General features: G+C 52.3%; 16 protein-coding genes. 15 read left to right on the top strand and 1 reads right to left on the bottom strand.

Annotated elements, in window-relative coordinates; translation table 11 throughout:
* Positions 1–91 precede the first annotated feature (91 nt).
* The 15 genes from OOT00_RS02825 (at position 92) to atpE (ending at position 10,736) form a co-directional block, all read left to right on the top strand.
* Positions 92–559: a cytochrome c3 family protein gene (locus tag OOT00_RS02825; protein ID WP_265423773.1), complete on the top strand. Its 468-nt coding sequence runs from the start codon at positions 92–94 to the stop codon at positions 557–559.
* Positions 552–2,126: an ammonia-forming cytochrome c nitrite reductase subunit c552 gene (locus tag OOT00_RS02830; protein WP_265423774.1), complete on the top strand. Its 1,575-nt coding sequence runs from the start codon at positions 552–554 to the stop codon at positions 2,124–2,126. Before OOT00_RS02825 ends, OOT00_RS02830 begins: the two co-directional genes overlap by 8 nt.
* Before the next feature lie 218 nt (positions 2,127–2,344).
* A complete protein-coding gene (locus OOT00_RS02835) occupies positions 2,345–2,653 on the top strand; it encodes a PadR family transcriptional regulator (protein ID WP_265423775.1) in 309 nt (102 codons plus the stop codon).
* Between the two features lie 14 nt (positions 2,654–2,667).
* Positions 2,668–3,870 (top strand): chromate efflux transporter, encoded by a 1,203-nt coding sequence (gene chrA, locus OOT00_RS02840; protein ID WP_265423776.1) that lies wholly within the window; start codon positions 2,668–2,670, stop codon positions 3,868–3,870.
* 130 nt (positions 3,871–4,000) lie between these two features.
* The gene (locus tag OOT00_RS02845; protein ID WP_265423777.1) at positions 4,001–4,348 is read left to right on the top strand and encodes a cupin domain-containing protein; all 348 of its coding nucleotides are present in this window, start codon (positions 4,001–4,003) and stop codon (positions 4,346–4,348) included.
* 6 nt (positions 4,349–4,354) lie between these two features.
* Positions 4,355–5,119 (top strand): ComFC family protein, encoded by a 765-nt coding sequence (locus tag OOT00_RS02850; protein ID WP_265423778.1) that lies wholly within the window; start codon positions 4,355–4,357, stop codon positions 5,117–5,119.
* A gap of 72 nt (positions 5,120–5,191) precedes the next feature.
* Positions 5,192–5,524 (top strand): DMT family transporter, encoded by a 333-nt coding sequence (locus tag OOT00_RS02855; protein WP_265423779.1) that lies wholly within the window; start codon positions 5,192–5,194, stop codon positions 5,522–5,524.
* A gap of 43 nt (positions 5,525–5,567) precedes the next feature.
* On the top strand, positions 5,568–6,344 hold the full coding sequence (locus OOT00_RS02860; RefSeq protein WP_265423780.1) for a carbon-nitrogen family hydrolase: 777 nt from the start codon (positions 5,568–5,570) through the stop codon (positions 6,342–6,344).
* Entirely contained in the window at positions 6,341–7,090 is a 750-nt protein-coding gene (pgeF, locus tag OOT00_RS02865; RefSeq protein WP_265423781.1) for a peptidoglycan editing factor PgeF, read from the top strand. The genes OOT00_RS02860 and pgeF overlap by 4 nt, the downstream gene beginning before the upstream one ends.
* Before the next feature lie 426 nt (positions 7,091–7,516).
* A complete protein-coding gene (locus OOT00_RS02870) occupies positions 7,517–7,831 on the top strand; it encodes a hypothetical protein (RefSeq protein WP_265423782.1) in 315 nt (104 codons plus the stop codon).
* Positions 7,832–7,835: 4 nt separating this feature from the next.
* Positions 7,836–8,876, top strand: coding sequence for a selenide, water dikinase SelD (gene selD, locus OOT00_RS02875; RefSeq protein WP_438266392.1), 1,041 nt, complete (start codon positions 7,836–7,838; stop codon positions 8,874–8,876).
* 131 nt (positions 8,877–9,007) lie between these two features.
* Positions 9,008–9,211 (top strand): AtpZ/AtpI family protein, encoded by a 204-nt coding sequence (locus OOT00_RS02880; protein ID WP_265423783.1) that lies wholly within the window; start codon positions 9,008–9,010, stop codon positions 9,209–9,211.
* Positions 9,211–9,600 (top strand): ATP synthase subunit I, encoded by a 390-nt coding sequence (locus OOT00_RS02885; RefSeq protein ID WP_265423784.1) that lies wholly within the window; start codon positions 9,211–9,213, stop codon positions 9,598–9,600. Before OOT00_RS02880 ends, OOT00_RS02885 begins: the two co-directional genes overlap by 1 nt.
* A gap of 1 nt (position 9,601) precedes the next feature.
* Complete coding sequence (atpB, locus tag OOT00_RS02890; RefSeq protein ID WP_265423785.1) at positions 9,602–10,291, top strand: F0F1 ATP synthase subunit A; 690 nt, start codon at positions 9,602–9,604, stop codon at positions 10,289–10,291.
* 160 nt (positions 10,292–10,451) lie between these two features.
* Positions 10,452–10,736, top strand: coding sequence for an ATP synthase F0 subunit C (gene atpE / locus OOT00_RS02895; protein ID WP_265423786.1), 285 nt, complete (start codon positions 10,452–10,454; stop codon positions 10,734–10,736).
* A 159-nt stretch (positions 10,737–10,895) separates the two neighbouring features.
* Here atpE and uvrA read toward each other — a convergent pair whose 3' ends face one another.
* On the bottom strand, positions 10,896–13,721 hold the full coding sequence (gene uvrA / locus OOT00_RS02900; RefSeq protein WP_265423787.1) for an excinuclease ABC subunit UvrA: 2,826 nt from the start codon (positions 13,719–13,721) through the stop codon (positions 10,896–10,898).
* Positions 13,722–13,768: the final 47 nt, after the last annotated feature.

The following is a 13,768-nucleotide window of genomic DNA, read 5'->3' on the forward strand; positions in this document are numbered from 1 at the left end:
AAATACTGATATTGTTAACACACAAATTCTGAAACAAGAGTTTTTGCGAGTGCATCAACTTTTATGGACTTGTTTGAAACAGGAGGTTTTTATGAAGGCACCTCCCGGCGGCATGAAAACCCTGCTTCTGGCCCTTGGTCTGCTGATTGTGGGTGCCGGTATGTATGCGGCAGCGGATTTTTCCATGAAAGCCACGGATGAGCCCGCATTTTGCGGATCCTGTCACATCATGTATGAGGTGGTGCGCACCCAGCAGAATTCGGTGCATGCCTCCCTTTCCTGCAATGACTGCCATGCACCTCAGGGTGGTATCCGGAAAATCATGTTCAAGGCAAGGGCAGGGGCCAAGGATGTGTACCAGAATACTTTTGGCGATGTTCTGGATGTGATTCACACGACGCAGGCCACAAAGGATGTGGTCAATGAAAACTGCATGGCCTGCCACACCATGACCAACATCAACGTGGCGGATGCTAAGGAATCCTGTACGGACTGCCACCGTCAGGTACCTCATTTTTCCAAGTCGCCCATTGCGGAAAGGAGGGTAGCCAATGAATAGGAGTGCTGGCCGGAAGATCCGGCTGCTTGTGGTATGCTGTCTTCTGACAGCGGGATTGGTTTTGGGGGGCTGTACCCAGGTGCCGGATCCTGAAACACCCTCTTACAAAACGAAACTGGCGGCGGATGAAATCCGCAATTCTGCCTTTAAAAAACAGTTTCCTCTGCACTACGAAACCTTCCTTGCCAACAATGATGACACACAGATGACCGAATATGCGGGCTCCGTTCCCCATGAAAAACACCTCTGCGGTGATCTGCCAAGGGCCTATAAATACTGCCAGCCCTATCTGAAAAACCTCTGGATGGGTTATCCTTTCAGTTTTGAGTATAACCGGGCCAGAGGCCACACCTATGCCCTTTATGATGTGCTGCACATTGATCGCATCAACCGCTACAGCGAAGAGGCGGGGCTGCCCTCCACCTGCTATACCTGCAAAACGCCCAAGATGATCGAATGGGTGGATACATATGACGATGAATTCTGGGCCATGGAATTTCATTCCTTCAGGGAAGAGCTGGATCTGGATGACCATACCATCGGTTGCGCCACCTGCCATGATCCCCAGGGTATGGATTTGAGAATTACCAGTGTGCCGCTGGATGAGGCTTTGAAACGCATGGGCCAGGACTGGCGGGAGGCTTCCAGAAATGAAATGCGCTCTTTAGTCTGTGCCCAGTGTCATGTGGAATACTATTTTCAGGATAAAAAGTTTGGACCTGCTGCCAAGCCCGTCTTTCCGTGGGATTTGGGTAGAAATCCAGAAAATGTCTACGAATATTACAAAGATAAAGGCTCTACGGAACGGGAGGGTTTTGAGGGAAATTTTGTGGACTGGACCCATGCGGTTTCCGATACACCCATGATCAAAATTCAGCATCCGGAATTTGAAACCTGGTATGATGGTCCCCACGGGGCCGCCGGTGTCTCCTGTTCCGATTGTCATATGCCCTATCGCCGCATGGACGGCAAAAAGAAAATATCTTCCCACCACTGGACTTCGCCCCTGAAAAGTGCTGAAAGCATCAGCCGGACCTGTGGGCAGTGTCACAGTGATAAATCTCCAGAATATCTTAAGGACCGGGTTCTGTATACCCAGCAACGCACCTGGGAGCAGCTGATGGTGGCTCAGGATCTTTCCGTGAAGGCCCATGAAGCCGTGCGCCTTGCCCGTGAGTTTGAGGGGAAAAAACCGGATAATTACGATTCTCTGATCATGGCGGCTCAGGAGAGAATCCGTAAGGGACAGATGTTCTGGGACTGGGTATCAGCGGAAAACAGCGCAGGATTCCATAATCCGGGCAAAGCACTGGAAACTCTGGCCCGTTCCCAGCAGTACAGTCAGGATGCTGTGAATTATGCCATGCAGGCCACCGGCTATGCTACGGCACCAAAGCTTGAGGGCAATATCAAAGACATTGTTCCTCCCATTGAAGAACACAGTCGCAAGTTGCAGCAGAGTCAGGACCATCTGGATTCCCATCCATGGCTGGGGTATCTGCCCCTGCTTCCGGAAGCGGATCTGGTCTGGGATCTGAACCGGAGAGTAGCCCCTGTTACAGACTGAAATAGAGCTGTTTCTTATTAACACAGTACCCCTGGCTTTTGTATAGCAGCCAGGGGTACTGTTGTCTGGTTCTGGGCCAGACTGGCAGGCCTGTACGGTTTATTTCCAGCAGGGATTCCATCCCTTGCCTGCCATCATCAAAGCAGCTGAGACTTGACGGGTTCTGATTTGACTTTTATTACGGATTTCGATATTGAAATTCGTAATGGAGAAGAGCGATGAAATTTCAAGATCTTTTGTCTGGTTTTATCCGTCTGCATGTGCTGCACCATGCGGCTCAGCATGAGGTTTGCGGCCAGTGGATCATGGATGAGCTGGCCCGCCATGGGTACAGGCTGAGCCCGGGTACCCTGTATCCCATGCTCCATGCCATGGAAAAAAAAGGATACCTTGTGTCCCGTCAGGATCAGGAAGGGAAAACCCGGCGCAGGCTGTACCGGATTACAGAACAGGGCCGGGAAGGGCTTGGGACTGCCATTGTTCAGATGCGAGAATTTGCCGGAGAGGCTGCAGGAGAAGATTCTTAAAAATGGAGGGGGAAATGAAAGAAAAAAAGGGTTGGGCTGCAGGTGTGGGAGAAGTGCTGAAGGCCTTTGGTGTGCTGGGCGTTACCTCCTTTGGCGGTCCCATTGCCCATCTGGGCTATTTTCGTAATGAGTTCGTGGATCGGAGAAAGTGGCTCAGCGATAAGGACTATGCGGATCTTGTGGCCGTCTGCCAGTTCCTGCCCGGTCCTGCCAGCAGTCAGGTGGGCTTTGGTCTCGGGCTGATGCGGGCAGGGTTCATGGGAGGCTTTGCCGCATGGCTGGCCTTTACCCTGCCATCGGCCCTTCTTCTGGTTCTGTTTGCTCTGGGGGGTGTTTTTCTGGAAGGCCCTGTGGGCACGGGTCTGATTACGGGATTGAAAATTGTGGCCGTGGCCATTGTGGCCCATGCGGTCTGGGGTATGGCCCGGACCCTCTGTCCGGACAGGGAGAGGGCAACCATTGCCCTTGGAGCCGTACTGCTGGTGATTGCCATGGGAGGAGCCATGGGTCAGGTTATGGCCATAGCAGGCGGTGCCCTGGCCGGTTTATGGCTGTGCCGGGGAGAGGGAGAGGCCTCTCCGGGCGATCTTAAGGTACCCGTATCCCGCCGTGGAGGACTGTTCTGTCTGGTGCTCTTTGTGCTGCTGCTGGCAGGATTGCCTCTGGCGGCACAGGTTTGGCCCGTACAGGGGCTTCTTTTGGTGGATGCTTTTTACCGTGCGGGAGCCCTTGTTTTTGGTGGGGGACATGTGGTGCTCCCTCTTCTGGAGGCGGAAGTGGTGCAGTCCGGCTGGGTGAGCCCGGATGCTTTTCTGGCCGGATACGGAGCTGCTCAGGCGGTTCCCGGTCCTTTGTTTACCTTTGCCGCCTATCTGGGCATGGTGGGCAGTGGGGATCTGCCTGCTCTGATGGCGGCAGGTCTGGCCCTTGTCTGTATTTTTGTTCCGGGCTTCCTGCTTCTGCTGGCGGTTCTGCCCTTCTGGAACCATTTCCGGCAGATGGCTGCGGCCCGATCCCTGATGCAGGGTGCCAATGCTGCCGTGGTGGGTATTCTGGGGGCGGCCCTGTACCATCCCGTATGGACCAGTGCCATAGGGGGACCCCATGAGTTTGCACTGGCCCTTGCAGCCTTTGTGTTTCTCTCCATATGGAAATTTCCATCCTGGCTGGTGGTGCTGCTGACAGCGCTGGGAGGTCTTCTGCTCACTTTTATCTGAGCGTCTTATTTTATTGATTTACATCAATGACATGGCCTGCGGACAGGCTCTATGGTGGTATCAGGCAGAAGGAAATTTATCTGCCGTTATTTTGTAAATTATAATTTTTAACAGTATAAGGAGGTTAACCATGGAAAAAGAGACCCTGATCAAAAATATCGCCTTTTCGGAAGCCCTTCCCCTTACGGCGCTGGTGGACTATGAGGAAGGGCGTGTGGTCAGCCGGACCCTTGCCCAGAAAAAGGGTGTCGGCATGACGCTTTTTGCCTTTGCCAAGGGGGAGGGCATCAGCGCCCATGCTTCCACGGGTGATGCTTTTGTCTATATTCTGGATGGTGAGCATGCCGTGATCACCATTGATGAAAAGGTGCTCACCCTTAAGGCCGGGGAGAGTGTGGTCATGCCTGCCGGTATCCCCCATGCGCTGGATGCGGAAGAGCCTTTCAAAATGCTACTGGTTGTGGTGAAACCGGAGTAAGTTTTCATGAGCATGAATCCCTTTTCATGGCTTGGCTTACTGGGTCGGGGCCTTTTGCCCCATGCCTGTCAGCTTTGCCGGGCACCTCTGGACTGGCCCGATGCCGGGGTGGAAAGATTCTGTCTGGCCGGATTTTTCTGTCCTGTCTGCGCAAAGGATCTTTCCATCCTTGTCCCTCCTTTTTGCGGTATCTGTGGCCTTCCCTTTGAAGCGGGTGAAGGAGAGCATGTCTGCGGACACTGCCTCGCCCATCCTCCGGCCTTTCAAATGGCCAGAGCTGCCTGTCATTTTGAGGGCAATCTTATGGACATCATCCATCGTTTGAAGTACCAGGGCCGGACGGAGCTGGCAGCTCCCCTGGGCCGGATGATGGCCATAACCTTTGAACAGTATTTTCCAGTAATTCCCCATCGTGTCCTGCCCGTTCCGATGACAGATAAAGCTCTTCGAAAAAGGGGCTTCAATCAGGCCATACTTCTGGCAAAGGCCTTCATGGATGCCATGGGCTGGCAATCCGGATCCGGTCCCGTCCTTGATGTAAAGAGCCTCGTTCGTTTGCGTGATGGCCTGTCCCAGACAGGGCTTGGAAGAACCGGAAGGCGGGCCAATGTGAGGGGGGCTTTTGGCCTGAGGGCTTCCGTGACGGGTGAGAATATTGTACTTGTGGATGATGTCTTTACCACGGGTGCTACAGTAGATGCATGTTCACGGGCGCTTGTGAGAGCTGGTGCGCTTTCCGTCAGCGTTCTCACAGCGGGTCACCGACCCTAAAACCTTTCCTGTTCATAATGCCTGTGTGAGAATGGAACAGGATACCGGATCATCAGAAGAAAAGGATTACCCATGCCCTGGATTTTTTTGTCCATTGCCATTGTTGCTGAAGTTTGTGGTACAATGGCACTGAAGGCAAGTGATGGTTTTACAAAACTCTATCCTTCCATTTCTGTATTGTTTAGCTATACCCTTGCGTTTTATTGCCTGTCCATCACTTTGCGAAGCATTCCCGTTGGCATTGCCTATGCTGTATGGGCGGGTGCCGGGGTGGCACTGATTGCTCTTCTGGCCTGGATTTTTTTTGGACAGAAGCTGGACGGGGCTGCTATTCTGGGTTTATCTCTTATTGTGGCCGGTGTGGTGGTGCTGAATGTTTTTTCCGATACGGTTTCCCACGGCTGATGCAAAGTGCATTGCCGTGCAGATGGGATAAAAGGAAACTACCATGGAACGTGTAAACGCTAGTGTTGTACAGTTTGACGTACAGAGGGACAACAGAGCCGGAAACCGGGCCTTTGTCATGGATGCGCTGGAGCAGTGCCTGCCGGGGCTTGCGGTGCTGCCGGAGATGTGGGCCTGCGGTTTTGATTATAAGAATCTGGCAGCCCATGCCCTTGCAACGGAAGAAATTCTTGCGGATCTTTCGGCTGTGGCCCGTCGCCGCAACCTTGTGATTGTGGGCAGCCTGCCTGTGCTTGAGGGGAGTAGGGTGTATAATGTCGCCCATGTCGTGGATGCGGATGGCAGGGTTGCTGGCAGTTACAAAAAAATTCATCTTTTTACCGCTGGAGGCGAAGGCAAAGGTTTTGCAGCCGGAGACCGTGCCGACGTTTGTGAAACCTCACTGGGACCCCTTGGGGTGATGATCTGCTATGACCTGCGTTTTCCGGAACTTGCCAGAACCCTCATGGGTAAAGGTGCGCGCATTCTGGCCGTTCCTGCCCAGTGGCCGACTGCCCGGAGGACCCATTGGCGGACCCTCGTCCGGGCCAGAGCCATCGAGAATCAGCTGTTTGTGGTGGGCGCTAACCGATGTGGAGAGGATGGGGAACTCCGTTATCCGGGCGGTTCTCTCATTGTGTCTCCCACGGATCAGATTCTGGCAGATCCCGGTGAAAAGGCTGGTGTTTTTACAGCAGAATTGGATTTTTCCCTGATGAATGACTATCGAAATACCATTCCCTGTCTGAAGGAGCGCAGGCCGGAGGTTTATGCCAGATGATCAGGCCTGATACCCTTGAGCACCTTGCGATTCCCGGTGTTGTGCATGGCTTTTTCGACCGTAACGGCGGCGTCAGTCTGCCACCGGCAGACAGTCTCAACCTTGCTCATGGTGAGGGTGAGGAGGAAGGTGTGGCGGAAAACCGGCGGCGGGTACTGGCCTTTTTCGGCCGTGACATGGACCTTGTCACCCTGCGGCAGGTGCATGGTGACCGTGTATTTATTGTCGGAAAAAGGGATGGACGCAGAGATGGGCTTGCCGATCACCAGACACCGGAAGGTGATGCTCTTTGTTCGGATATTCCGGGCAAACTCCTCATGATTCTTACGGCAGACTGCCAGCCCATTCTTTTTGCTGACCCGGTTAAAAAGGTAGTCGCCGCCGCCCATGCCGGATGGCGGGGTAGTGTGCAGAATATTGCAGCCGCCACAGTGAAGGCGATGGCTGGGAATTATGGCTGCAGGCCTGAAGATATCCGTGCGGGTATCGGCCCTTCCCTTGGACCCTGCTGTGCGGAATTTGTTAACTGGAAAAAGGAGCTGCCTCCTGCCTTTGAACCTTTTCGCAGTAATGGCAATCTTTTTGATTTCTGGGCTATTACGGAAAAACAGTTGACGGATGCGGGGCTGCAGCCGGATCATATAGCCAGTCTGAATGTCTGTACCCGCTGTAATGATGGATGGTTTTCCTATCGCAGGGAAAAAAATACGGGAAGACTCGGGGCTGTGATTGGTCTTCTGCCGTAACGGCGGATACAGTATTCAGGTATTATCAATGCCGTACTCTTTCGTATGGTAAGGGCCGGACCTCTCAGGAAGATGCATAGCGGCCAGCTTGTGCCACGAATCTTATTCGTAGAGCTTTTTGGCCTTTGTGGAATTGGCAAAAACTCTCCGGCCCTCCAGTCTGAAAAAGCTAAGGGTTTTTATGGTGGCTCATGGTTTGAGTGCCGGATCAAGCCGTTTGCCGCCTTTCTTGTACAGGCCTTCCAATCTTCGATCCGAAAGGATTGCAATGCTTTGTACAAACAGCCAGAAAACTTTGCATCGGACCCGGAATATGTGCTGAAGAGGTATGGCGTACAGGGCGTCTTGTCCTGAACTGATTTGTCGTTAGTCAGAAACCATGAATTGTTGAATGATGTAGCATGATAACTTTTAGGGAACAGCATCATGAGCATACAAAAATACAAAAAAAGGCTGGAAGATCTTTTTTTTCGTCTGCATTATCTTGGAAAAAACTGGCGTCAGATTCTTCATCTGTCACTGGGCACTGCCCATTTTGGCGTTAATAATCAGAGTTTTTCACCGGAACACTCCCTGTTCCGGGTAAAGGGTCTGAAAAAAATAACGGGCCTTCCCGTACGGATCCGTATGATGAGGGCAAGGGCTTTTATGGGCTTTATTCCCCTGAAGGATGCGGTACGGATTTTTCCGGGATATGCAAAGCGCCATGGCTATATCAATAAGGATGAAGGGAATGAATGAAAAAATGTTCCGACCGGCACTGACGGAAAAAGTCAGGGCCGCAGGCTGAGCGGCCAAGCTGGCTCCAGGGGTTCTGGAGCGTGTGATGGCAGGTCTGAATCCCCATTGTCCACCGGATGTTCTGGCTGGAATAAAACACAGTGAAGATGCGGGCGTTTATCGGCTTTCTGAGGTTATGGCACTGGTCCAGACCCTTGATTTCCTTACTCCCATGGTGGATGACCCCAGAAATTTTGGCCGTATCGCAGCTGCGAATGCCTTGAGCGATGTCTATGCCATGGGTGCCAAGCCCCTTACGGCCATGAATATTGTCTGTTTTCCTGCACAGGATCTGCCGGAAGAGGTACTGAAAGAGGTGCTGGCCGGAGGGCTGGAAAAGATTGAAGAGGCCGGTGCCGTTCTTCTCGGAGGACATAGTGTGGAGGATCCTGAGTTTAAGTACGGGCTTTCCGTGACGGGTCTCGTGCATCCTGATAAGGTGGTCATCAATGGCGGGGCAAAACCCGGAGATGCGCTGATTCTCACCAAGGTGATCGGAACCGGCGTGCTGACAACAGCTATGAAGGGAAAACTCGTTCCCGAAGAAACTGTTTCCTTCATGATCCGGTCCATGGCCTGCCTGAATGGCACGGCAGCGGAAATATTCTGTGGTTTTTCCGTCCATGCCATGACAGATATAACCGGCTTCGGGCTGGCGGGACATGCATTGGAGATGGCAAGGGCCAGCAGCTGTGATTTGGAAATCACAGCCGGCCATATTCCCCTTCTGCCAGGGGTGGAAGAGTATGCAGCCATGGGGTTGATTCCGGGTGGGGCATACCGCAATCGTGAGTTTTGTGGCCGTCAGCTTGTTTTTGCAAAGGGGCTTTCCCGTGCGTTACAGGATCTTACGGTTGATCCCCAGACTTCGGGTGGGCTTCTGGCTGCCGTGGACGAAGGGTCGGCGGAAGCCTGTCTGGATGCTTTGCACAATTCCGGAGTCCCAGCTGTCCTCATCGGACGTGTGGGGCAGGGAGGGGGGTGCGGAGAGGTCTTTTTCAGATGAAAAGGTCTGAACAGGGTAAATTCCATTGACCTTGTCCCAGAGCTTGTGGTATCTGAACCCAATTCCGCTATAGGGGGATTTTGCCGCATAATAGATCGGAACTGGTACCTAAGATTATGCAAAAAGAAACAATGAAAACAATGCGGGAGCTGGCAACCTACGGCAGTCTGGGCATGAGCGTGGCTTTTTCCGTTTTCATTGGGGTCTTTGCCGGTGTGTTTGTCGACAGATGGCTGGATATCCAGCCAGTTGGAGTTTTGATCGGGCTCTGCCTGGGTATTGCGGCCGCATTCCGGCATCTTCTGTGGATGATCCGCAGAATGGGAAAGGTCTGATGGATATTCAGCAAGGTCTGGTACGGTTTGTGTCCCGGGGTAACTGGGTGGTCTTGGCGGTTTTTTGTGCCGCATCATTATGGGTGGAAGACCCAGCCTTTTTCAGAGGTGTTTTTTTGGGCGGTCTTATCGTTACGGTCAATTTTCACATGCTGGGCAGGACTCTGAGAAAATCGTTGAAACCACCCCATACGGCAGCGGTGCATAGTATTATTGCCAAGTATTACCTTCGGTTTATTGTCAGTGGTATTATCATTTTTATTTTGATACTCGGGCGCTTTGTGGCACCCTTAGGTTTGATTCTGGGACTTTCGGTCGTTGTCGTCACCCTGTTTTGTGCGGCGATCGTGGCATTGATGAAAATTCTCTCCAGTAAGGAGGCGGCGTAACGTGGAGCATCCCTTTCTTATTTTCGGCTGGATTTTTGAAAAGATCGGGCTGGGACATTTTGCCCATGCCTATCCCCATGTCATCTACTCCTGGGTAGTAATGGCCATGCTCATTGGTGTCGGTTTTCTCGCAACCCGCACCATCACCATGATTCCGGGAAAGCTGCAGAACTTTTTTGAGCTGCTCATTTCCAGTATTGAAGAATTCATGGTGGAAAATACCGGTGAGGAAGGCCGCTGGTTTTTTCCCATTGTGGGTACGATTTTCATTTATATCTTCGTGAGCAACCTTGTAGGGCTTGTTCCGGGTTTCTTCCCGCCCACGGCCAGCCTCAACACCACCGCATCCTGTGCGCTGGTAGTTTTTTTCATGACCCATTTTATTGGTATCAAATATCACGGGGTTCATTATATTCATCATTTTACAGGCCCTGTCTGGTGGATGATACCCATTATACTCCCCATTGAGATTATTGGCCATCTTGCCCGTGTTCTTTCACTCTCTTTCCGTCTTTTCGGAAACATGATGGGGCATGAACTGGTACTGATCATTCTCTTTGTTCTTGCGGGTGCGTTTTTTGCCCCTCTGCCCATTATGGCCATGGGGATTTTTGTGGCCCTGGTCCAGGCCTTTGTCTTTTTCCTTCTGTCTGTGATGTACTTCACAGGCTCTATGGAGCATGCGCATTAAAAAGTCAGGGCTGGAATGACCGGAGAGCCATATGCCTGTTTTCGGTCATAGTTGATTCTTGCGAATAACAGGCAATACTTGGGGGCCTGTTTTTTCGATACTTTCTACTTACTGTTTTTAATCTGGGGTTCACTGAAAGAAGTCGTAAGGAGGATTTACAATGGAAGCAAATGCACTGCAGTTTTTTATCGCCTGTGTTACCGCCGCTGGTTTCGGTCTGGCCATTGCTGCATCACTCTGTGGTCTGGCCCAGGGTATTGGCCTTAAGGCTGCCGTTGAAGGCGTTGCCCGGAATCCTGAATCTTCCGGTAAGGTAACCGTTACCATGCTGATTGGTCTGGCTATGATCGAATCCCTGTGTATTTATGCACTGGTTGTTTCACTGATTCTGATTTATGCTCATCCTCAGGCAGAAGTGATTGCTTCTCTGCTGGGCGCTAAGTAAGTAGCAGCTTGCTGTAGTCTGTAAGCCCTACAGGGCAGCTTGGACAATCAGAAAGGACCGTTTTTCCCTGAGAGGAAAGACGGTCCTTTTTTATGGAGGGACGAGACACCTGCCTGCTTTGACCGATGCCTACAGAAACCTGATGTTTCTGTTATGATCTCAATTGGATATTCCGAGCAGGGGTTTCAGGAACCGTCCTGTGTGGGAACTGTCTACACCGGCAACTTCTTCAGGTGTGCCTGATGCCAGGATGCATCCGCCGCCGCTTCCGCCTTCCGGTCCGATATCGATCAGATAATCCGCATATTTTATGACGTCCAGATTATGCTCTATAACAATGACGGTATTGCCGTTGTCCAATAATCGGTCCAGGACGGAGAGCAGTCTGGCCACATCTTCCAGGTGGAGGCCTGTGGTGGGTTCATCCAGAATATATATGGTTTTTCCTGTGCCCCGTTTGCTCAATTCCCGTGATAGCTTGATACGCTGAGCTTCACCGCCGGAAAGGGTTGTGGCGGACTGCCCGATGCGTACATAACCAAGCCCCACGTCGGAAAGGGTAACCAGTTTGTTTCGGATGGGTGGGATATTTTCAAAGAACTGAAGAGCCTGATTGACAGTCATATTCAGAACTTCCGCAATATTCCTGTCTTTATAGCGTACCTCAAGGGTTTCTTTGTTATAGCGCTGCCCCTGGCAGACATCACAGGCCACGTATACATCCGGTAGAAAATGCATCTCAATTTTGAGAATGCCGTCGCCGGTGCAGGCTTCGCAACGGCCGCCTTTTACGTTAAAACTGAAACGGCCCGGCTTGTAGCCTCTGGCCCTTGCCTCCGGAGTCTGGGCAAAAAGCTCGCGGATGTGGGTGAACAGACCTGTATAGGTTCCGGGATTGGAACGGGGCGTACGTCCGATGGGAGCCTGGTCAATATTGATAACCTTGTCCACCTGATCCAGGCCTTCGATGTGATCATGCTTTCCGGGTACCACCCGTGATCGGTAGAAACGTCGTGCCAGAGCCTTGTAAAGGGTTTCCAGTACAAGGGTGGATTTACCCGAACCGGAAACGCCGGTGACACAGGTGAAACATCCGAAAGGAAAGGAGGCTGTGATATTCTGAAGGTTATTGGCAGAAGCCCCCACTACCCTGAGAAAGCCCCGGGGCTCTCTTCTTTTGGGTGGAACAGCGATACTGCGTTTTCCTGAGAGGAACTGTCCTGTCAGGGAAGGTGCACAGTTCATCATGGCCTTAGGAGTCCCCGCAAACACGACTTCGCCGCCATGAATACCCGCACCAGGCCCCATATCCACCACAAAGTCAGCAGCCCGGATGGTTTCTTCATCGTGTTCCACTACCAGGACGCTGTTTCCCAGATCCCTCATCTGCATGAGAGTGGAAAGCAACTTCAGGTTGTCCCTTTGGTGCAGGCCGATACTGGGTTCGTCCAGCACATAGAGGACCCCCGTGAGCTTCGAGCCTACCTGAGTGGCCAGTCTGATGCGCTGGCTTTCACCACCGGAAAGGGTGGTGGCCGTGCGGTTCAGTGTCAGATAGCCCAGCCCCACATCCGTAAGAAAGCGGATCCGGTCGCTGATTTCTTTTAGAATGGGGGCGGCAATGAGGGCTTTGCTGCCCGCAAGGTGGATGCTGTTGTTGAAAGTCAGGGCCTCATCCACGGAAATGGCTGTGAATTCAGCAATGGTTTTGCCCGCTACCCTGACGGACCGGCTGAAGGGATTGAGCCTTGTCCCCCCGCAGTCAGGGCAGGGCTGGAAAGTCATGTACTGCTGAATTTCTTCCCGCATCTCAGGCGAATCGGTTTCCATGTAGCGACGCTGAAGATTGGGAATGATGCCTTCCACGCTTTTTCGGTAGATTTTTTTGCGCCCGTTACGCTCGTAGGAAAAGGGGAACTCCACCTTGCCGGTTCCGTACAGAATGGCCTTACGGCAGTCTTCTGGCAGTTTTTCAAAGGGTGTATAGATATCGGTCCCGAAATGAGCGGTGAAGGATTCAAGGAATTCGGAAAATGTAACGGAGTTTTTTCCTGCCCATGGGAGCGCAGCCCCCTCTCTCAGAGAAAGGGAGGGCTCGGGTATGATCAGTTCCGGATCAAAGGTTGTGGTGCTTCCCAGGCCGTCACAGGTGCTGCAGGCACCCTGGGGAGAGTTGAAGGAAAAACTGGCCGGGGATAATTCCGGAAAACTGATGCCGCATTGAAGGCAGGCCGCTTTTTCGCTGAAAAGCATTTCTTCTTTTGAATCCGTGAGGTAAACGGAGACCACGCCGTTGCCTTCCTTCATGCCCAGCTCAATGGCGTCCGCCATGCGGGTTTCAATGCCTTCTTTGATAACGAGCCGGTCAATCACCACAGAGATGGTGTGCTTTTTGGTTTTGGCAAGGGGCGGAACTTCTTCAATTTCATGAATCTGCCCATTGATGCGGACCCGTGCGAAGCCGTCTTTTTGTAAACGGGCAAACAGTTTTTCATGGCTTCCTTTCTGGCCGTTTACCAGCGGGGCCAGAATGAGAATCCGGCTGCCATCCTTCAGTTCCCCCAGCTGCATCATGATCTGATCAAGACTCTGGGCGGAAATGGGCTTATGGCACTGAGGGCAGTGGGGGATGCCTGTTCTCGCATACAGCAGGCGGAGATAATCGTAGATTTCCGTTACCGTTCCAACTGTGGATCTGGGGTTGTGGCTGGCGGTTTTCTGCTCAATGGCAATGGCAGGTGAGAGGCCCTCTATGGTGTCAACATCGGGCTTGTCCATGCGCCCGAGAAATTGCCTTGCGTAGGTGGATAAAGACTCCACATAACGGCGCTGGCCCTCTGCATACAGGGTGTCAAAGGCAAGGGTGGATTTCCCGGATCCGGAAAGACCTGTAATAACAACAAGCCTGTTTCTTGGAAGATCCACGTCAATATTTTTCAGGTTATGCTGGCGGGCACCCCGTATACGGATTTGATCCATTTTCATTGGAAAAGATATCTTTCTGGCAAAACCGGTTTGCGTTGCCGTCGTGC

It is taken from the genome of Desulfobotulus pelophilus (assembly GCF_026155325.1).
GTDB lineage: Bacteria > Desulfobacterota > Desulfobacteria > Desulfobacterales > ASO4-4 > Desulfobotulus > Desulfobotulus pelophilus.